We start from the raw sequence: 22,393 nt of genomic DNA on the forward strand, positions 1-22,393 counted from the left end.
AAAGGTAAACGCTTGCTAAAACTGTGAGAGCAACAGAAAAACCAACACTCAAATCAATAATAGCTTGCTGTCTGACTCTCAGGCGTTCTACGAAAAAGGTGGTTTACTCGAATGAAAAATAACACTTTCTATAAATTTGAGTGATTAAAAGCGATTAAGTTCCACGGTCAGACTCGCACCATCGCTAATGACCTCAACCCAAGGTGATTCAACATTAGGGACATTCCACCGGCTTATTTGCTCCGAAGAGTTGTGCGAACCATTCATAAACTCGATCAACCGCTTGTCCACGATGTCAGCACTTACTCCTTCCCTTTCTGCCTGCTCAAGTTGGCTCACAACATCGAACTCATCTTCCCCAATACGAATTGAACTGAGCGCAAAACCATCTTGGCGTAGGTAAGCTTGAAGTTTGGTATAACTTAATTTGGAATATGGCAGGGTGAAACGAACGGCTTCGACACTTAATTCTCTTAAGTCCAACTCTACATACACATCAAGATCGTAGTACTGCGTTAGGTCACTGCACAACTGAGTGCCTTCGACTTCACCACAATCCATTAAATCTATGTCGTTAATATAGTGCTGGGAACTAGGCTGAGAGGGACTCGTGTTAAACACGGTTCGCAGCCACCAGCTTTCACTCGCGTATACAGAGAAAGACAATATATTGAGAGCTAAGAGTATGGTGAGGGCAGAAAGACTTTTCATTAATGTTGCTTATTCAAATCACTAGACGTGACTCATTATACGTGACCAATCAACCAGCAACCTGTTGAGTCGCAAATTTTAGGCGAAAAAAAACGGGCATACATGCCCGCTAGATAAACTCATCACCGAATAACGTAATCCGTCACGTTGAGAACCATTACGAAAGAGAGAATATCACTCTCCCACGATAGTTACAATATATCGTACCAATTATTTATATCCACCTTCAATAACAGGCTCTTCAAGCGACAATCTCACTTTGTTACGTTGAATAGCTTCTGGCGGCAAACTAATGAAACCGTATTGGTTCAACACGCCTTGATGAGCTTCTGAAAGGGTTAGGTCAATAAAGAATTTCTCTTGTTCAGTAAACCCTTTGCGGTGAGCCGGGATGTTCAAATACATATAGTACACAGTCGCTAATGGGTAACGCCCAGAGAGGATGGTCTCTTTGTTAAGGTCGTAATTTACCCCTAAGTTATCGACAACACTTAGCCATTTCACATCAGAGATTTGATCTGAGTATACGGTGTAACCAATCGCCGCCTCTTCGTCTTCAATCTTGTTTATAAGATGCGGCAAGTCCGATAGGAATTGAGTATGTGCATATTCTCCATCGGTTCCGCACTCAACCCAACTCGAAAAGGTGGTATGGCCTTTCAAGTTATGGTCAATGGCGAAAGGCAACATATGAGTGTCGAGGCTTTCGCCGTTGCGAGCATCACTACTTGACGACCATTTAGGGTGCTTAGGATCATTCGAGCATCCAAACACATCGATAAGTTCAGCAACCGTAATGGATGTAGCAGGGTTATCCTCATTGGCCAGAATCGCAATCACATCGGCAGTAAACATAAGCTCTGTCGGTCTATAGCCATAGCGCATGTCAAACCTTGCCATCTCTTTGTCGGTCCACTTTTTCGAAGTAATACCCACACGCGAACGCTGCATGATCATTTGTTCTGCCACGCTGTCACTCAACAAAAGCTCCAAGTCGATCTCTTGACTCTTAAGCAAGTCTTCAACCAAGGCTTCCATATTAGGCTCAATAGCGACTAAGCCGATCTCAGTGACGTCATTCGCTAATATTACTGGTGAGAAAAGGACCGGTATAGTGGCAAGCAGTAAGCCAGATTTATTCGATAGACTCTTCATTACTGGCCTCCTTCCGGGTCAATCATTATCTTAGATTCAACGTCACTGTTACTATCTAGCTGCATCTCTGAGGTGAAAATATTCCAAGATGGATTCACTTCCATACTCTCGGTTTTTAACACAGCAATGGTTCTACGTTTACGCTTGTGAAGATGCTGAGTTAGGCTGGTAATCTGCGTAAATTCTTGCTCAAAGATACGCTTGCTATCGATTCCGCGGTCGATCAGTGCGTCTCGGATAACGCCCGTTCTTTTCTTAGCCAATGCCTTGTTGTAAGTGTTGGTACCCTCTGAGCTGGTATCACCCACCAAGGTTACTGAAGCGTCCGGTTGCTCACCAAGCAAACGAACTAGCTCATTCAACACCGCTGTATGCTCTGGTTTAAGGTCGTGCTTATCGAAATCAAATGCCACGCTGAGCACTTCAACGTCTTCTACGATCTTCCAGTTAGCACAGCCTTTGATATCAACGGTTACGCCTTCAGGTGTGTCTGCACACAGGTCTCGTTGGTTGATGACACCATCACGGTCGTTATCCGCTAAATCATCAATTTGGTGGCGAGTCATGGTGGTGTCTGGCGTTTCTGCACAGCCCATCAACAAAATAGAACTAAGTAGTGCGAGTTTAAAATGTTTCATTACTTGTTCTCCCCTTGCCACTCTTCTGGGTGTTCAACCCTCAATGCGTAGGTCAACATACCCATCGCATTCAATACTCGGTATGCCGCTAATGTCTGATCGTATTCAGTGCTGATGAAATTTCGTCGAGCTAAGAAAACCTCGACCTTGGCATCGAGAACATCCAGTAGGCTTCGTCTGCCGACATTAAATTGCTGGATATAACCTAGCTCGGCTATTTTGGCAGCATCGACGTTCTGTTGAAGCAAAGACTTTTGCTGTTCGAGCATTTTGTAAGCATTCCAAGCGAGTTGAGTCCCCTCTTTCACTTCGCGTTCAGTTCTGACTCGAATCGCTCTAGCCTCTTCTACGCGCCACGCTGATGATTCGACACGTGAATCTGTAGAAAAACCATTAAACAGATCGTAATCCATGGTCAGCATGATTCGCGCATCTTCGTCGACACCACCTGGTGGGTTAGACACGTTGTCATTCTTGTTCGCATGAAGCTCGAGTTTTAGTTCTGGGTAGTAATCCCCTTTCTCGCGGCGCATCTCTTTACGAGCCGCATCAATATCAAGCAAAGAGGCTTTGATTTCCGGGTGATTCTCGACAGCCTGTTCAAGAGCAACTTCAGCAGAACTTGGTAACAGAGCGTAATCAAAACGTGGATACACCAAGTTCACCGCAGGCTTGCCCACTAAACGTAGGTACTGGGTCTGCAAATCAAACAGATTGTTTTGAGCCGCGATCAATGAAGATTGTGCCGTCGCGACACGAGCCGAGATCTGAGCTAAGTCTGAATTACTACTTAAACCTTTGCTCTTTTTATCCTGGATATCTTGATAGATCTCTTGGTGCTCTTTCACGTTACGTTTAGAAAGCTCCAAAAGCGTCTCTGCTTTCAGAATATCAAGATAGTTTCGAACCACATCCAGTGACACATTTTCAGCACGAGAAATCAGCGTTAAACGCTCGGCTTCCGCTTCGTAAGTTAAACGGTCGACATTCGAGGTCGTTTTGAAACCATCAAACAGTAGCTGAGAGACTTTAACGCCAATTTCTGTTCGTGTTAGACCTCGGTCGTCGGTATCAAGCTTGCTGCCACTGTTATAGCGAGTCTCTTCATAACCCGCTGCTGCATATAAATTGACTTGTGGCATATACAAGCCACTCGCCGCATCTCCGTCTCGTATTACCGATTGGTATCTGGAGTACTGCGCCAATATCTCTGGACTATAGTCAATGGCAAATGCCACTGATTCTTCTAATGAGGCAGCTTGAGAAAGCCCGCTCATTAGTAAGCAAGAAGAGAGTAAGAATTTTGAATGCATTACACTTCCTTTTATATTTATGCTTGACGCACTTCATCGCTCGCGAAGTGAGTTTTCCTTAGCTCGTAAAATAGGTTTCAACCAATAACTCAATACTGTTTTTTCACCGGTTAAGATATCAACCGCCACTTGCATCCCTGGGATAATGCTAAAGGCAGAGTTTTGTTGCTGGTCTTCGTTTAATTGAATATGGGCTCGGTAATACGCGTTGCCGTCTTCAGTTTGCAAGGCATCGGCGCTCACGTAAGTCACTTCACCTTTTAACCCGCCATAAATTACAAAGTCGTAAGCCGAGAACTTGATCGTTGCCCCTAATCCTTTGTGAACGAATGCAATGTCTTGCGGGGAGATCTTAGCTTCCACAATCAGCTGACTGTTGGATGGGATCAGCTCAATAATCGGCTCACCAGGGCGCACAACACCACCGATGGTGCGAACAAAGATCTCTTTCACCGTGCCGTCGACTGGCGCTACGATTTCCGTCCGCTTCAGTTGGTCCGCGATTGCCTGTTGGCTTTCGTTAAGTTGTGCGATTTTACTGGTTACTTCGTTGAGCTGACCTTGCACCTTGGTTCTAAAATCCAATGCGATGCTGCGGTGATCGGCAATAGATTCTGAGTACGCCGCCATCTGTTTCTGAGCTGCCACTCTTGAGCTCGCAATATCACCCTTAAGCTTCACCACGTCACGATTCAGTTTTAATAACTCAACTTCTGCAACCGCACCACTGGCCACCACATCTTTGAGCATGTTGCGCTCTCGAATCACGATATCTAAGCTGCTCTCAAGAGTCTGAATGTTATTCAACGTATCAACACGAGCCTGAGCTTGTTGCTCAATACGCAATGCCGCCTCTTCCAGCTCCGACTTCAATTGCCCCAAGCGCTCAAGGTAGTTCGCTTTGGCGTTCATTAATGCAGGATGGCTTGATACATCAACGGCAATGTCTTGTGGCACCAATACCACTCGCTCGTACCACTCTTTAGCATCGTTGTTTAACACCACGGTTGAGAGTTCAGCTCTTAGCCTTGATTGCTGAGCCAGTAAGGTATCCGCTTGTTGAGCAGACTCTAAAAATGCCGCTTTAAAACGCGTATCTTCTAACTTCGCCAGAGGCTGACCTTTCACCACAGATTGGCCTTGTCGCACCATGATCTCTTGAACCAAGCCGCCTTCTAAGCTCTGAATCGTTTGTACTGAAAGACTCGGCACCACTTTACCTTCACCAATCACCACTTCTTCGAGCGTTGCCCACGTCGCCCAGCCAATGATCGACACAATCAACAGCGCACTTAGCCAAATCAACTTACGTGAGCGGAACGCCAAGTGGTTATTGGTCCATTGAATATCGTTACTCATTACGACCTCCCTTTACCACTGAAACCGTCTTAAAGCGGCTCGCTCCTTTGGATACGCTTCTCTTCTGCAGAGATAAAATATCTTTGGGCTCACCTTCCGCGACTATCTGACCTTTATCTAGAACAATCACGCGATCGCACATCATCAAGAAGGAAGATTTGTGCGAGCTGATCAGCATAGACGTTTCTCTCGGCATGCTTTGCAGTGCATTGAAGAACTGAATTTCCGCTTGATTATCTAGCGCGCTGGTTGGTTCATCCATAATCAAAAGTTTTGGACAGCGGTAGAGTGCTCTTGCAATGGCAACAGCTTGACGTTGGCCTCCAGAGAGCAACCGGCCGCCCTCACCAACTGGCGTTTCCAAGCCATTACTTAAACGCCCCATATAGCCGTTCAAACCCGACTGCTGTAATGCCTGTCTTAGCTTCTCTTCATCGACATTCGTCGCACCTAACGTCACGTTATCGTAAACGCTGCCAAAGATAAGGTTGGTATTTTGTCCTACCCAGCCCATACCATTTCGCAAGACACTGGTTGGCCACAACTGGCCGTCAATTTCTTGATAAAACACTTGTCCAGTACTCGGTAAATACTGACGAGCAATAATCGATAACAGTGTGGTTTTGCCTGCGCCAGCCGCACCGATAAGGCCAACTCGTTCACCCGGCTTGATCTCCAGTGAGATATCCTTTAATGCAGGGCTTTGCGTCTCTGGGTAAGTGAAGGTCACCTCATCAAGCCTCACTCCACCGTCAAAGTCGCCCTTGTCTATCACTTGGTGTTTGGACTCTTCCTGAGGCAGCTCCATTATCTGGTTCAGTCCTTCGACTGCAGAACGTGTTTGCTGGAATCTCAGCAGTAAAAGAGACAATTGGTTCACAGAACTCGCCGCTCGCCCGCTCAACATCACGACAGCAATTAACCCACCCATACTTAGCAAGCCCTCTGAGATTTGATACACACCGAAGATGATCAGAGTAATGGTGACAATCTGCTGACTGGATTGAATTGAGTGGGTCACGATATTTGAGTAATGACGAGACTGAGTCTGCCATTGAGATAGCGAGGAGATCGTCTGCTCCCAACGCTTTTGAGTAACACCTTCAGCGTTGTTCTGCTTGATATCTGGAAGTGTTGTTAAACAATCGAACAGCTGTGCTTGTCTTTGTGTCGACAGACGCGCGGTTTCATCAAACGTTTTTTCTACTTTGCCCTTCATGGCAATGCTGAGCACGATAAGCACCAACATAATAGCGACAGGAATAAACATCATCGCACCACCAAGCCACCCGATAAGTAAAAGGAACAGCAAGGTGAATGGCAGGTCGACTAACGTCACCAAAGAAATGGAAGTGAAGAAATCTTTTACGCTGTCGAAGTCTTGAAGCTGCCGTGCGAATGCACCTACCGATTGCGGTCGGTTTTCGAGCTTCATTCCAAGGACTTTTGAGAATAGTTGAGAAGACAGCTTATTGTCTATATAGCGCCCTGCCATGTCCGTCACAGAGCTTCGTGAGCTTCTCAATACCCAATCAAAAATAACCACGATACCAACGCCGGCGGCCAGTACCCAAAGTGTGTTGAACGCTTGGTTGGGTACTACACGGTCGTATACGTTCATGGTAAACAGCGGAACGACTAGCGCCAATACGTTAATCAAGAACGAAGCGATAAACAGGTCTCGGTACCAAGGTTTCACTTCTTTGACCACACGCCAAAGCCAGCGCGTATTTGATTTACTATCACTGCGCTCATGTGCCTGAACACGGGCGTCATCAAGCGCTTGAGCACCGACTTGCCAAACGTACGATTCGACTTGTGCGACCAACTCTTTTAACGAGATAGTCTGACTAGAATCAGTTTCACAATCTAAAACATCAAAGTCATCACCAGCGCCTTGGGTAACAACTACGGGAGCTCCTGTCGCTGATTTCACAGCAACAACCGGAAACTGACATTGAGTCAGCAACTCTTTTTTTACATGACTCAGAGTCAACCCTGATTTCTCAATCGCTCTTGGGAAAAGGGACTCATTAAGCCTTCCTTGGTCTAAAGGTAGGCCAGACACTATTTTGGACGGATGGCTACGCACATTAAAATGCTCGCATAACCACTCCACACAACCTAGCCAGCTGTCTTTTTGTTCTACCAATCTAAAACTTCCTTTTATAGACTGTACATCTAACTTACAGCGTTAAATTATTGTCTTCTATCATTTTTTGTAAAATTTGTGCTTCTAATGCACTGCTGCTATCACCCTGATACAAATCGTCATACGTCACATCGGCGAGCAAGATATTTTGTTGGACGTCATCGTCTCCATTGGCCTTGATCGAAATCGTGACGCCTTCCGTTGATTCTTCTAGATCGAGGTACTGTGTCGCACCAATGCCCGTCGCGATACCTAAGCCACCCAGGATTCCTGACAAATCAATCGCATCCGTGTCTGGTGAGGCATCAAAATCTTGAACCACATCGAAGCTCGGCGAATCTGCACTGCCTAAACCTGAAGATTCAAATACAAAGCTATCCGAGCCTGTACCACCAATTAGCAAATCATTGTCATCTGTTGCGGTAATCGTAGAGTCACCTTCAGCCACAAACTCAACCGATACGGTTTGTGGGAGCCCAACCGCTTGGTTATTACCGATTTCTGCTGATGGCTCAATCGTTAGATCAAATTGATCACCACTGTTGTAGCCCCCGGTAATCGCTAGATTAGGCACATCCGCTAATTCCACGACATACTGACCATCAACCATAGAACCATGCGAGAAAGTTAAACCTGCTGGGATGTCATAAATGGTAATAAAACCTTCTTCTGAATCGGCAGGGTTAACCAGAGAAAGGTCTAAACCAAGAGGAATCGTGCCGCTTGCTTCAGCGACAATTGATGGGTATTCAAGGCTTAGCAACGGAGCATCGGGCTCTGGTGTAATCACCAAAGTCATATCTTGTGAGCTTGGTTCGCCAGTATCTGTGACCAAATTACCGAGTACCGTATTTTGGTCAACCGTTTGACCTGTGATCGTAATATCGAGGTTGCCCCAAGCGTCTCCAGCAAAGAACTCAAGCTCATCAACGGAACTTGCTTTAACGAGGATCGTAGCTTGTATAATGCCGCCAACATTAGTGAAAGAGCTTGTTTCAGAACCAATGCGAATTCTATCGAGCCCAGTTAAACCCGAAGGATCCGAAGTCCCATTCACCGTGACTGTAATTAATAAGAACTCATCACTGTTGGTCTCGAAACTATTCGCATCAAGTGGAATAACAATGCCTTCATCTTCACTTCCCGTCATCTGTTCAGGTAGGTCGAAGAATTCCACCTTGTCACCGATAGGATTCACCCCTACGGTAAATTCAGATTCGGTATAACGAATTTCTGTGGTACCGATTTCTTGAGTGATGGCCTCAAGCACAAGGTCCATATCACCACTGAAATCTCTTGGCGGCATAATCACTAAGTTAGCCAACTGGCTTGGATCTAATTGCCACTCATAAGTAGGGTTGCCGTTGAAGGTACCGCCATCTGCGCCGTTATTTGGAACCAACTCATATGAGTCCCCCACTTTTATCGCAACGACAGCCCCTTCAGGCACACCTTTTAGTGCCAAAGACATATTTTCAGAGCCATCTTGGTCAATCAGTTCTGCACTGAGTGAGGACAATGAGATATAAGTGTCTTCATCACCAATAATGTCTTGTGTGACCAAATTAGCCTCATCCGCGACTGGCTCAACAGTGATAGTCACCACTGTGGTTTTATCTTGCGTATCGGTTTCAGTAACACAATCAGCCTCATCGGTAATATTGGCTGTCACAGTCAGGGTAATCTCACCACTGTAATGTTCAGGAGGTGTGACTAACACATCACTCAATCGGCTAGGGTCTGTAACCGTCCATGTACCGTTACCATTATCAACCAACAAACCTGTATCGGAAGGGCTCTCCGATAGAGTTCCTCCGTTTGATACCGTAATGGTTAAAGAGTTAACGGTCTCTTTACCGGTCGCACTGTTGCCCTCCCCAGTGATTAGCTGACCGTCTTCGACACTGTCACCTAACACAAGCTCAAGGTTAAGGTCTGTCGCTGTATCTTCTTTAATTGTAGTGGAGTCAGCTTCCACCGTAATGTCATCAACAACAGGTAGAACTTGAATGCTAATGGTCTGTTCTGTGGTGACGGTCTGACCGTTACATGGCGAGGTTTCAATAGTCTCTATCGTAAAGTCGATGCACCCAGCAAAATCTTCATCTAACCCGGTTAAGGTTAACTTTGACAAGCCATCAGCAGTAATCGAGTAACCAACAATTTCACCTGATGCGTCGTATTCTGCAATCACACCATCACCAGAAATTTCTACGCCTTCTGGCAGTGAGTCTGCTGGAATATAGAAAGAAATTTCATTGTCAGGGTCACTCGCCACATCGGTATTTAGCAAGCCCGTTAAGTCGATATCTTCACCTTCTGGGGTCTTAATCTCTCCATCAGGTTGGATTGGGCTAGGTGGTCCCACAGGGTCACAAGAGCCGCCACCGCCATCATGCCCGGTGATCTGAATTTGAAATGAGGTATTAATGTACTTCGAGTCTTCGCCATCTATAACACGAGCTCGCACAACGATATCTAAAACCGGCGTATCATTCGGGCTAGAGATTGTCATACCACTCAAGATCTCTTGAGCTAGTTCCTGAATAGAATCACTCGTCAGCCCATTGGCCGAAATAATCCAGTTACCTGAACTATCTTGGGCTGCACCATTAGGGTGATCGATAATCAAAGAATAACCATCAGGCACATCGATCAAGATGTAATCTAAGTACTCTGAGCCATCGATATCAGCATCTACAAAAGTGACCGCGTCCGATACGTTGACCGGTGAGCCATCATCGCTGATGTATATTTGCCCAGAACTTTCTAAACGAGTATCTAATTCGACTCTCGCATCTACGGTGACACTGATTGTGCCTGAAATGTCTTTTACGTCCGTTGCCCCTGTTGGCGAGGTGTCAGTCGCTTCATAGGTAATTGGTATTGTGAATGTGCCACTCAAATCTTCGGTTGCGGTTACCGACAATCTGCCGCTGTTTAAAAGCTCAGAAAGGGTTGGCGTTGTGCTATCTAATAGACTCTCTAAATCTAAACCTGAAGCAGGCACTTCAATCACACTGCCATCAAAATAGAGAGTCAGATCAGCAGGAAGGCTATCAATGACATACCCCGTCAAGGACTCACTGCCATCCACATCTTGATTCACCGATGGCTCTAGGTTCAAACCTATTTTGCTATCCTCAATGCCTTGAGTGCTAACGACTTGACCATCTTCTTGATCAACGACAGGTGCTAACTCTACCTTTAAGGTCATCGGGAATTCGCCCGAATCACCATCAGGTTCCGTTGAGATAGCAATAACAGTGAGCTCCAATTCACCACTGAAGTCAGGTACTGGCTTGAGATACAAGCCATTCAGTTGGGCGTTAGAGACTTGGAATACCGGCCCAGTGACATCATCCACATACGCAATCGTTAGCGATACGGGCTGACCCAACGCATCCACCAGCAAAGTGCCTTCAGGGATGTTAGTGAGCAGTATGTTGATCTCTTCTGACACATCGTCGTCCGAAGTTTGGACAACAAAATCCAGTCGGATCAAACCATCTTCGTTAAGAACCGATTGATTGCTGATAACTTTAGTATCGCTATCGTATTCCCAGTGCGCATTGCCCCCATCCACAACGATCGGCTCATCCACCACACCTCTAAGGAATATATTGATGGTTTTAGTATCGCTAAGCGCAGTCACATTAACAGGGTCTAACGAGTCAATGGTCGATTCATAAGAAACAGCAGTCACGTTAATGAATAGGTCTTCTGTAAATGAACTGATGTCTTCTTTTGGTATTAGATAAGCAGTACCGTTCTCGATCGCTTCAGCGGATACCAGGTATGTGTTGGGACCAATTAGATCAAATAATCCACCTTGAATCGCCCACCCGTCTTGTACTTCAATTTGATAACTTAACGACTCAGAATCATCAGTCAACGCACCACTGATTACATTCTTTAAGAAGATGTTTTGATCTTCAAGACCTTTGTAATCTTTAACAGATAGAATCGGTTTATCCGCATCAGGAGAGATCTCTACGATGACAGTATGAACATTATCAGCCGTTTTATCGGCAGGATCAGCGAAGGAGTTTCCGGATTCAGTGGCAATCGCAGTAATTTCGAATTCAAATCGACCCGCTAGGTTTTCATCGGCTCTGATTTCCATTTTATCGATTTGGTTCTGCGTGTACGCTTTACCCTCTTTAATTGAGGCTCCATTCAAGGTGATATTTAACCCATCGGGAATACCACTAATGGTGTAGGACAGTGCTTCAGAGGAGTCTTGGTCGACGAGTTGAGCGGTAATATCAAGCTTAATAGGGTCAGCGTCATCTTCTACAGATTGATAAGTGAAGACCGAGTCTGACCAATCCGGCGCATCGGCTACAGGCAAAACAGAAACAGCAATATCAGCGGTAAGCTCTTTTGGTACCGTGTCGGTACTAATGATGGCATTGATTGCCAAAATAACCGTCGACGTAGTATTAGATTCATGAAGCGCAGGGCGATAGGTTAACTGCCCGTTCGGCCCCGTAAACTGACTATCAATCATCGTCAGCTGGCTTCCAGATAAGGTGACCTTGCCGTCAACAACTTGAAGCAATACCCCATCAAGATACAAGCTACCGCCATTTAATGATGCTTCGGAGAATTCGATAGCCGTAACCGTTTCGCTTTGGTCAATATCACCGGTTGAGACACTGACGACAATAATCGCATCGTTATCTTCTGTGGTTTCAGAATCTTCATAACGAATAAAACCTTCGTTATCATCGAGGACAAGTGTCGCAGTACTATCGACTTCATCACCATCGGCATCTCGGACTCGATACTTAATCTCATCTACTAGCTTAGGATCATCTGGATTCGTAGCTACATCAGGGTTTGTAGTTAATTCATAGCGGCCATCTGAATAAAGCGTAAATTGACCATACACGGAACCATCAAAACTATTAATCAAATCAATCTCGATTGACGTAATTGAATCGGTAAAAGTGTAGGTATCATCTCGATAGTCAAAACTAATAATGACGGCGCCGTCTGCACCTGCGAACTCTTCGGTTAAGAATTGCCCAGTAAGGTTGTCACCCTCAACCATTTCAATAGAACCATCTCGAGCAGTCGGCACATCATCTTTTACGTTGACAGAGTAAGTAGCAGGATCAGAAGTATCTCCATCCGCATCATTAACTGTCAGTTCAAAATTAAGAGCTAGATTGTTCTCTCCATCAGCATTTGCATGATCGAGTGGTGCATAGAGATCAAACTCAGTGGTCCCGTCAGTATTAAAGCGAATCCTAAATACGTTATTGCCGTCAGTATCTTGCCCGTAATACCAACCATCAGAATCAACAGCTTGAAGGGATATCGCTTTCCCAGCGCTAGTGTAGCTTAGTGCATCAAATGCTGCGGTGTTGACCGTGACAGAGACAACATCATCAGAGCCTTCAATAATACCTAAAGAAGGACTGCTATCTTCGACTCCAACTTGCTGGCCATCTCCTCGCAAACCATCTTCATCAACTGAGATGCTTCCAGTCACCGAAATTTCAGGATCTTTACCGTCATAGATTTTTATATCAGATGCTTGCGAGTCTCTCGAACCATCGGAATCAATGGTGACGATAGAAGCAGGAATCGTCAGCTCGGTGTCTTTAGAACCAGAGCCATGATCAATGGACTGATACAGCTCAATAACGACATCAACGCTTGTTGAACCATTGGCTTCAAGGCTGAAGCTATCTGGTAGTTTGATTCTGAAAACAGCATCGCCATTACCAAGAACCGCATCAAAGGTACCATTGCCGTTATCACGCCAAGTCAGCGCTTCACCATTGCTGGTTACCGCTAAACCATCGCTATCAAGAACAGCTTGGCCCGTGGTCACATCCAAACCTAAGAAAACCAGCGGGTCATTACCTGCGGTAACGGCTAAGCTCACGTTTGCTGTTGACCCAACTCCCGATGGAGTACTATCAGCAACAGGAATTTCACTCAATTCAACCATTCCAGAACCAATCGTGGGCTCGCCGCCATCAGTCACTGATACATTCAGGGTTAATTTGGTTTCATCGTTGTCATCATCTCTAGCGGTAACAACAAATGGAATTTGGTCCGTAGGAGAGCTTTGATCCAAGCCTTTGTTTAGAACAAATGTGTAGGTGACATTAGAGTCAACTTGGCTATCGGTTTGAGGGAAGCTAAGCGTAAAAGCAACGTTCTCTGCACTTACAGAACCAACGTAACCGGTGAGTAAGTTTCCGTTAGGCGAGATAGTGTAGACAATCTGTTCGCCTCCGCTAAACAACAAGGGTTGATCTGCTAAATTGAAAAAGAGTGCCCCCTCATAATCACTACCTAAATTGAGGCTGAAAACACCTGTGCTTGATGTGACGCCACTTGAGAGATCAGATTCATCAACGGCAGCATTGCTCACACTATCTAAGCTAGGATTCCCCCCATCTTTGACTACCCATTTAAAATTGCCGTCAGTTAATGCGGTGCCATCCAAATCAGTCCCTTTAACGTTCAGTGATAATGTGAGTGAATCTCGGACAAAGTCGTGGTTAAGCGGTTTATTCAACACTAGGGTAACGTCTGCCAAGACATCATCACCACTCGCGCTTGCTGCTAGCGTCAGCGTAAAAATAGTTTCGCCGCCAACTTGTGCTGTAATCACTTTACCGTCAACTGACAAGGTGTAAGAGAGCGGTATCAGAATATCACTCGTAGTTATATTCAGCGCATCAAGTTGATTCAAAGTACTAATATCAAAAACTAGTGAGTCTGGATCAGGGTTATCAGAACCTCCTAAGACGGAGAACTGACCGACTACCGTTTGAATACCCTCTGCAACATCTGTTTCTATTGTTGTCGTACTACCATCTACAATTTGACCACCTGCACCATCAATAATATTGATAACAGCTGTACCACTACCAAAGTCGTTGCTGATATCCCCAGCGACATAATTAAATGTAATACTTTGGCTGACCGTATGATCAAGGTTTCTATTAGCAACAAAATTCCAATGACCATTCGCAAATACAGTCAAAGTACCTTCGCTAGTAGTAAATGAAACTGGAGAGCCACCGACAATCGTCTTAGTCATGCCATCAACTTCAACACTTTTTATCGTAAGTTGAGTATCTAGGTCTATATCGTTATTAAGAACGTTACCAGATGCTACTTCCCCCTCGACCATTTGATAAGATTCATCAAAAATAAGCGGCTCAGAATCTTTAATGACAATAGGCAAATGGCCGATGACCAGCTCCGTAGTACCATCTGAGTCCGTTTGCAAACCTTCAATAACCAAAGACGTTTGAATAGAATTTAAACCCGCTTCCTGATCAATCGCCTTATAGAATGTGATATTAACGTTATTACCAGAGATAGCAGCATCGAACACTACTTGCCCATCGCTTCGAGTACCCGTTAGGCTTTGTTTGTCACCTGATACAGCAATCGTTATTGACAAACCTTGAGATGTTAACGACTCAGCTATATTTTGGTCATCGCTAAATGAAAAATCTGCAAAATCAATCCGTATATCTGACGACTGGCTTTCACTTCCAAAGATCCCGACAATAGTTTCCGAAAACACCACTGACTCAGGAAGAATAATCGTCGGCATATCATCGATGGCTTGGTTGCCTACTGTATTGAAAACTTTTGCGTCGATCGTCCATTCCGAAGACGAATCTAGGGCAGAAATATCAATATTCTCTACCACCCAGTTACCCGAAGAGTCAACAACACCTTCAAAGACTAGTGTCTGAGTCCCATCGCTTACTTCAATGTAAACCGGGAGCCCTTCTGCAACATTGGTTGTACCCTGCATGGTGGTAAGTTGGCCACTACGAAATGCCAAAATACTAAAGCCATCTAACGTATCAATATCAATAACTGGCGAAACAGTATCAATAACAATGACCCCTGCACTATTTACTGCATTCGCTGGGTTACCTGCGATATCAATAGTGTCAGCCTCAATAGAAATACTGCCATCTGCAAAGCTCGTTAAATCGACACCTTCGACAGACCAAGCACCATTCACAACCGTTGCCGTTAGAACGATCACGTTGGTGGTGCTGTCTGAAATTCGGATGTTGACCGTTTGGCCATCCTCAACATTTTGAACGATACCGAAAAATTTAGCGGATTGAATTTCGAAACTGTTGAGGACACCATCTCCGCCATCATCAACACTTGCAGTAATACTCGCAAGCGTATCTTTGACAATGGTGTCAGTCGCTGTGGTTGGGTTTCCGGCGATATCTATGGTGTTAGCAACAACCGTCAGCTCCCCTTCCGCAAAACTTGAATAGTCTTGAAGGGTGAGAGTCCATGTACCACCCGATACAGTCGTTGTGTATTCTTGGGTGAGGCCTTGGCTATCAGTAATGGAAATGCTTATCGTCTGACCATCTTCAACATTGGCAACGGTGCCGACTAGCGCTCCGTTGGCAATTTCGAACTGGTTGTAAAACTCATCACCAAAACCATCAAAATCGACATCGATTGTGGCTAGGGTGTCTTTGATTGTTGAGTCATTAGCTGCAATGCTATTGCCAAACTCATCAGCAATCACCGCATCGACCTTGAGATCACCCTCAGTTAATGAAGAGAGATCAACGCCGTTTACTACATAAGTTTCATCGCTTGTGATTGCCGTTGTGGTTACCGTATTACCATTAATGTCAGTGATCGTTAGCAGAACGGTACGCCCGTCTCGAACATCAACAGCAGTACCCGTTATCGTAACCGAAGGCACTTCGAACTGATTTTCGTACCCATCACCACCATCTAAAATATCTACGGTTAACGCGGCACTCGGTAAAAGTATGTCGAGGTTGCCTTCATTCGATGTTGCGTCGTCTTCAAAGTATTCTGTTGGTCGAGTATCAAAACCGGCTTCTGCCAGGGTTTCGTCTAGTGTAGATCGGACATAGGCAATAAAAGAGGCACTAGCGCTAGGTTGGTCGTTTGAAGCACTCGGCTGTTCTCGCGAGCTTTCAATGTTGTTTACAAGCTGTGTCACAACCTTTTCCAACTGTTGTTCTACCGCTTCTATTTGTGGTTCTGTCAGAGGTTGAGTCTGGTCCAAGTTTTGAGGTTCAATACTCACCACTTGCACGCCATCGACCTTCGCTTGCGTAGCGGGTAATAGCTGCCAAGTACCGTCAGGAAATACCTGCCAAATTACCCCGCCAACTTCGATATATAAAATAGGATCCATCCTAAACCTCTTCCTTACAAAAACGCTGACCTTGAGAGCATCAATTTACTCAATAAAAGGCTGGAGAAATCAGCGAACTCTCTCTCATAAATACTAGCAAACAACAAATCATTAACAGTTAATTAATTACCATTGATACGCTGTAAAGTAAACCGATATGCTGTGACTTGCATTCAGTTATATCTATCGTCACAAAATACATTCAATGAATGTGTCATAATGTTGAAATTACTGGTTAATTTTCAAGGAATGTCATGACTGCAACGAACTATCTCAACCAATTGAATCAAAAGTATCTTGCGACTCATAAAGCGAAAGAGGACTTCTTTTGGGATACCTATATGGGAATCAGTGACGACCACGATGGTTCGACACTCGCGCAGACTCAGTGGACCGAGTTTCTAAGCTCTGCCGAACAGATTACCGCTATTGAAATGCAACTTACTGCGATCGATGAAATTCAAGATCCCCAAGAAAAAGAAAGTACGTTTATTGGCTTAAATGGTTGGTTAGCGACCTTTAGAGCTCACGCTATTGAGTCTGAGCAGTCACAGAAGCTTAAGGCAGACCTCATAAAATTTGAGGCTGAACTGTTTGAGAAAAAACAAAATCACGTAATGACTTACGTAAATGAAATGGGTGAAGAAACAGAGGGCTCCTTACCAGTTCTAGGCTCAGCAGTTAGAAGTAATAGTAATGAACAAGTAAGGTTTTCTGCACACCAAACACTATTAAATTTAGAACAATGGCTGCTGACTAACGGATTTATTGAGCTAATCAAAAAGCGTAATAAGTTTGCTCAATCTCTAGGATTCAAAACATTTTTTGATTACTCAGTCGTTAAAACTGAACAGATGACCACTGAGCAACTGTTCACGATTCTGGATGACTTTGAAACACGTACCCGTGATAGTCACCAACAAAGCTTGAAGAACCTTGGAGAGCAAAAGGGTCAAAGCGCCCTCGAAGGCCATAACTTCACCTACTCTTTTGCGGGTGACGTGATGAATGACCTCGACCCTTACGTCCCTTTCTCAAAGTCATTGAGACGCTGGATTGAGTCTTTTGGCCGCCTGAATATCGAATACTCTCAAGCCACCTTGAAGTTAGATTTGCTAGATCGCAAAGGTAAATATCCTAATGGTTTCTGTCACGGGCCTATTCCTTCTTTCTATGACCAAGACACTTGGGTGCCAGCTCAAGTCAACTTCACGAGTAATGCTAAGCCCGATCAAGTAGGCAGTGGCTATGATGGGATCAACACACTGTTTCACGAAGGTGGGCATGCAGCCCACTTTGCTAACGTGAAAATGAACGCGCCGTGCTTCTCTCAAGAGTTTGCACCGACCTCAATGGCTTACGCGGAAACGCAATCCATGTTCTGTGACAGCTTGTTGAATGACGCCGATTGGCTAAAACAGTATGCGGTCGATGCAGATGGCCAACCAGTGCCTGATGAGCTCATCAAAGCAATGATTGATAGCAAGCAGCCATTCAGAGCCTACCAAGAGCGCAGTATTCTTGTGGTGCCTTACTTTGAACGAGCGCTGTATGAGATGGCTGATGAAGATCTTACGCCTGAGAAGATCACAGAACTCGCTCGTCGTAGCGAAAAAAGCATACTTGGTTTGGATTGTAGCCCACGTCCATTAATGGCGATCCCGCACCTGTTATCAGACGAAGCCTCTTGCGCATACCAAGGTTACCTGCTAGCTCACATGGCGGTGTATCAAACGCGAGCTTACTTCACTGACAAGTTCGGTTACTTAACAGATAATCCTGAGATCGGCCCTTTATTGGCTAAGCACTATTGGTATAAAGGCAATAGCGTAAATCACAATGGAACAATAGAGAGTCTGACTGGTGAGGGCTTCAATGCCAAATACCTTGCTGACGAGTGCAACTTAACACCTGATCAAGCATGGGCAATTGAAGAGAAAAAGATCAAACAACTGGCTTCTCGTGAACGTGCACAAGTCGCAGATTTAAATGCGAAAATATCGATCGTCGACGGCGCAACTGAATTAGCGAATAATGAAGAGTCGAATGAACAAATGTGTGATGATTTTGAGCGTTTTATTATTGAAAAATACGGACGATAACCAACGTTCACTATCACTCGTGGATTAAACGATAAAAGTAAAAAAGGACGATATTAATCGTCCTTTTTATTTTCAATATTGGCATTACGCCGTAGCGCACGCCGAGCGTGTTTCGGTATCAAATTCAATATCAACCGATTCAACGCTTCTCAAAGACTTTCTATGAATGCCATATACTTGTCCAGTCAAAACAATATAAAACTTTTCAGTTTTCAGTAAGTTCCATGCTTCATCTAAAGATTCTGCGTAGACTTTGTTTTGTGAGTCTTGTGGACGAGTACCAGCAGCTCTTCCATGTTTACGTGCCAATTCAAACAATCCATTTCGATTAGGCTTGCACGTAAACAGAGTCTCATTGCCATAAATGACACCCTTGCCAGATATACTCTTAACCATTTTTGATTCTCCAGATAATAATCCACTCGTAACGCTTGAGTGGCATACCACATGTCGAACAGTGGATGCTTAAGCTGCGCAAAGAAGAGAATATGGTGTAAAGACCGGGCAGCAATTACACCATGACGTTCAATTTCAATATTTGAGTTTTAAAGGCTTAGGCTCTAAGAGCGCCTAAGCCCCGACACTACTCTTAGAAGTAGTAGTAAGCTGCTGCGAATACGTGTGTTTCTTCGTCGTATTGCATACTTGTTGAACCGATACGCGAGCCTTCGATATCTTGCTTAATATCGATGCCCATATCAGCATTGTCAGCAATACGGTACATAGCTGCGATGTTGATGTAAGAAGCATCTACGTCCGATTGGCCGTCAAGTTCATTGTTGCTAGATGCGTAACCAGCTGCAATGGTTAGGTCTTCAGATAGTGTGTAACCACCAGACAGGTAGTAGCCCTTGTTTTTAGATGAGTCACTCTCTTCAATCCAAGAGTTTACACCTAGCTTAAGAGCACCAACTTTCACGTTACCAGTTACTGTGTATACTTCGAAATCATCTTCGTAGTTACGGTTTTCGTAGCCAGCGTATAGGTTGAATACTTCTTTCTCTAGACCAATGTAACCGTTCACACCTTTGTCGAAATCGTCGTCGCTACGAGAATCTTTCGTTTCAAAGTAAGAGATGCCGTAAGCGATACCGCTTGTTGCGCCTTGAAACTTAACTACATTGAATGCATCAGAAGCGTCACCAGCAGAAGCACCAAACTCGTAAGTGTTATCGCCTGCGCCATCAACTTTATCTAGTGCCGTATCGTTTTCCCAACCGAATGAAGCGATACCGTAACCAGTGTCGAAACCTAACCACGCTTTATCAACGTCTGTCGCAGGGCCTGTATCGATACCATTCACCCAAACAGATGTAGCTGCATCGTTCGCTGCAACGTTATCGTCAGTTGTGTAGTTCAGCATCATGTCAGTTTCGAAGTAACCAACAAAACGGTTGTTACGGTAGCTTACCGCAAGTGTTAGACCAGTAGCCCAGTCATCGTAAAATGCTTTTGAACCTGTGTCGTAGTAACCACCAACACCGAAAGAACCTGCTACTGAGAATTGATCTTTGTGCATAGAATCAAAGGCAAACATCTCTTCATTCTGGCTATTTTGGCTGCTTGTATTTACAGCGAATGCTGAAGTTGAAATGCTTGCAATCGCAAGTGCTACTAATGTTTTTTTCATGATTACCACTACCTATATATTGATTCGGCCTTGTTAGTCCGGCCTTTTGGAGTGGCGCTATTGTTCAAAAAATCTAGCTATTGATATACCGTAAATTTACTTAAAATTTTATAGTCAGGGTGAATTTAATTAAATAATGATATGTTGATATCGCTTTTATATTGAGAAGCGCACACCAAGCGTAAAACCGATATCGGTACTGTTATCCATATTGCGAATGTTCTCAATCATCAAGGCTTCTAAAGCAAGGCGATACAAACGATAACAATACCCCACAACCACCTCATTCGATGGCTCCGAGAAATCTGGATCATTGGTCGCCCAACCTTGATAGTTAAGCGATTCAAGGACAAAGCTATGGCGCTGATTCCATCGATATTCATACCCAACAGCCCAGCTGGCACTCACGTTTTCAAGTGCTAGCCTCTCATCACTAACTAAGTGACCATCGCTGTTTCGATGCACAAGGCCAATGGTAGAAAAGAAACTGTGCCTTGGAGTGATATAGCTGTAGTTGAGTTGGACACCCTGCTCGAAACTGGTTCTCGCAAACTGCCCACTTCTAACATTGTTGTAAAACAGTGAACCACCAGCCGACAGTGACATCGGCCCTCGAGAATACAGTAGCAACTCATTGTAGAAGGTAATCGCATTGGTTAGGTCATCACCTTCGAAATCTGACACATGGACACCGGCATTATGAAAATCCATAGTGAACTGGTCTTCTGCAACCTCATCACGGCCATTCTGTCCAACACCAAACAGATCATGAAATCCCATAACAAAACTATCTAAGCCGCTATCTTTTGCTGTGACAACACGATAATCGAGTTCAGTTTTCCAAATCGGAGACGCTTGCCATTGAACAGCAATATTCGACTGATTTTGATAATAATCTAAGGAATAAGCTTGTGTATGTGCCCATATACTGGCCTGCGTATAAGAGGACTTAAACTCTATCGTACCAGTCCTATTTGGTTCAGCAGATCGAAGCTGTGTAGAGAGTACATTCGAATGAATTGGAGATTGTGCATAGACGAACATCGGAGATGCTACAGCACTGTGAAAAGGCAATATCGATAGGGATACAGTCAGAAGTGTTCTTAACGCTGTCACAACTTTCTCAATGGTTTAAAACTCCCGATTCTCTTAAAAAGAGTCTTCAATTAATGCAGCAAATTTACTGCTTTTCGCTAAAGTACATAGAATAATGTGTTCTAAAAAAATCGACCTAAGAACACCTTAACGATCTTTTAATGTTCACTTGCTCTCGAGCGTTTTAACGAATATCTTCACCGCGTGAATGAATAACCTAATTTTTGATAAGGATAAAATGTGAGCGTCTCTAGCCAGAGCTTTGAGCAATTGTTGATGAATCAGTCTGAAACTTTGATCAATAGTGATCCAAAAGATTTTACTGCAACTTGGGCCACGGCAAGCTTTGACGTTCTAGACTGGTTTGATATTGACAGATTAACCTTTACCCAAACTCTATGGTACTGCTCGAAGATGGGAAAACAATCTCGGTATCTAAATCACATATTCCACCTATCGATAAACAAGACTTTTAGGCTGTAACCATCTCGAGTATTTAAAGCTACTTAAAACCCAAGAGACCTACTTAGAGTTCTCAGAAGATCAGCTCGCTAAAATTCAAAACGATATCTTGAGTCGACTTTATCAACAAGGCGGCAAGTGGCACTGTATTATCCCTTTGCAGTTGTTTAATCAACGTTGGGGCGCACTCTCTTTCACTAACTTCCACGACAATAAAACCACATTGGGTTTAGAAGACATTAAGCGTCTAAAGCTTGTGTGTGAGATGTGGCTTTGTTATTGGCAGCATTCAACATTAGCGCGAACGTTGAATCAAAGTGAGAACTTGTGGGAAGACGATAGTGATAAGCTGTTGTTGTTATCGAAGAAGCAAACCAAGGTGCTATCACTTATCGCTCAAGGGTACACTGCCAAAGAGTGCGCAGATAAATTGCACCTCAGCCCACGTACCATCGAATCGCATAAGTACCGAATGCTTGGGTTAATGAACCTAAATAATCACAATGAATTGGTTCAATTTGCTTTGCGTAACGGCTTAGGAATTACTGAAAATAGAGACGCGACTCGATAGGCT

11 protein-coding genes and 1 pseudogene are annotated in these 22,393 nt (G+C 44.4%); 2 read left to right on the forward strand and 10 right to left on the reverse strand.

Annotation, left to right across the window (positions count from 1 at the left end):
* Positions 1-144 precede the first annotated feature (144 nt).
* The 7 genes from F0228_RS21310 to F0228_RS21340 all read right to left on the reverse strand — a co-directional run bounded on the left by F0228_RS21310 (position 145) and on the right by F0228_RS21340 (position 16,530).
* Complete coding sequence (locus F0228_RS21310) at positions 145-711, reverse strand: hypothetical protein (RefSeq protein WP_061032244.1); 567 nt, start codon at positions 709-711, stop codon at positions 145-147.
* A 210-nt stretch (positions 712-921) separates the two neighbouring features.
* Positions 922-1,866, reverse strand: coding sequence for a substrate-binding domain-containing protein (locus F0228_RS21315; RefSeq protein WP_105058393.1), 945 nt, complete (start codon positions 1,864-1,866; stop codon positions 922-924).
* Entirely contained in the window at positions 1,866-2,504 is a 639-nt protein-coding gene (locus F0228_RS21320) for an OmpA family protein (RefSeq protein WP_017068397.1), read from the reverse strand. Before F0228_RS21320 ends, F0228_RS21315 begins: the two co-directional genes overlap by 1 nt.
* Positions 2,504-3,817, reverse strand: coding sequence for a TolC family outer membrane protein (locus tag F0228_RS21325; protein WP_105058394.1), 1,314 nt, complete (start codon positions 3,815-3,817; stop codon positions 2,504-2,506). The genes F0228_RS21320 and F0228_RS21325 overlap by 1 nt, the downstream gene beginning before the upstream one ends.
* Before the next feature lie 33 nt (positions 3,818-3,850).
* Positions 3,851-5,176 (reverse strand): HlyD family type I secretion periplasmic adaptor subunit, encoded by a 1,326-nt coding sequence (locus tag F0228_RS21330; protein ID WP_116871325.1) that lies wholly within the window; start codon positions 5,174-5,176, stop codon positions 3,851-3,853.
* Complete coding sequence (locus tag F0228_RS21335) at positions 5,169-7,328, reverse strand: type I secretion system permease/ATPase (protein ID WP_171762732.1); 2,160 nt, start codon at positions 7,326-7,328, stop codon at positions 5,169-5,171. Before F0228_RS21335 ends, F0228_RS21330 begins: the two co-directional genes overlap by 8 nt.
* A 34-nt stretch (positions 7,329-7,362) precedes the next feature.
* Positions 7,363-16,530, reverse strand: a complete 9,168-nt coding sequence (locus F0228_RS21340) for a type I secretion C-terminal target domain-containing protein (protein ID WP_171762733.1) — start codon at positions 16,528-16,530, stop codon at positions 7,363-7,365.
* A gap of 254 nt (positions 16,531-16,784) precedes the next feature.
* On the opposite strand from F0228_RS21340, the gene F0228_RS21345 reads away from it, so the two are divergent.
* Entirely contained in the window at positions 16,785-18,632 is a 1,848-nt protein-coding gene (locus tag F0228_RS21345) for a M3 family metallopeptidase (protein ID WP_171762734.1), read from the forward strand.
* Positions 18,633-18,716: 84 nt separating this feature from the next.
* Here F0228_RS21345 and F0228_RS21350 read toward each other — a convergent pair whose 3' ends face one another.
* From F0228_RS21350 to F0228_RS21360, 3 genes are all read right to left on the reverse strand, one after another.
* Positions 18,717-19,028, reverse strand: a complete 312-nt coding sequence (locus F0228_RS21350; RefSeq protein ID WP_116871321.1) for a hypothetical protein — start codon at positions 19,026-19,028, stop codon at positions 18,717-18,719.
* Positions 19,029-19,221: 193 nt separating this feature from the next.
* Entirely contained in the window at positions 19,222-20,262 is a 1,041-nt protein-coding gene (locus F0228_RS21355) for a hypothetical protein (RefSeq protein ID WP_061032235.1), read from the reverse strand.
* Positions 20,263-20,418: 156 nt separating this feature from the next.
* Complete coding sequence (locus tag F0228_RS21360) at positions 20,419-21,339, reverse strand: DUF3187 family protein (RefSeq protein ID WP_239930566.1); 921 nt, start codon at positions 21,337-21,339, stop codon at positions 20,419-20,421.
* A gap of 258 nt (positions 21,340-21,597) precedes the next feature.
* Between F0228_RS21360 and F0228_RS21365 the strand changes: the two are divergent.
* A pseudogene (locus F0228_RS21365) lies at positions 21,598-22,390 on the forward strand (LuxR C-terminal-related transcriptional regulator).
* The last annotated feature ends 3 nt before the right edge of the window (positions 22,391-22,393 follow it).

The sequence above is a fragment of the Vibrio sp. 99K-1 genome (assembly GCF_013114585.1).
GTDB classification, from domain to species: Bacteria; Pseudomonadota; Gammaproteobacteria; order Enterobacterales; family Vibrionaceae; genus Vibrio; species Vibrio chagasii_B.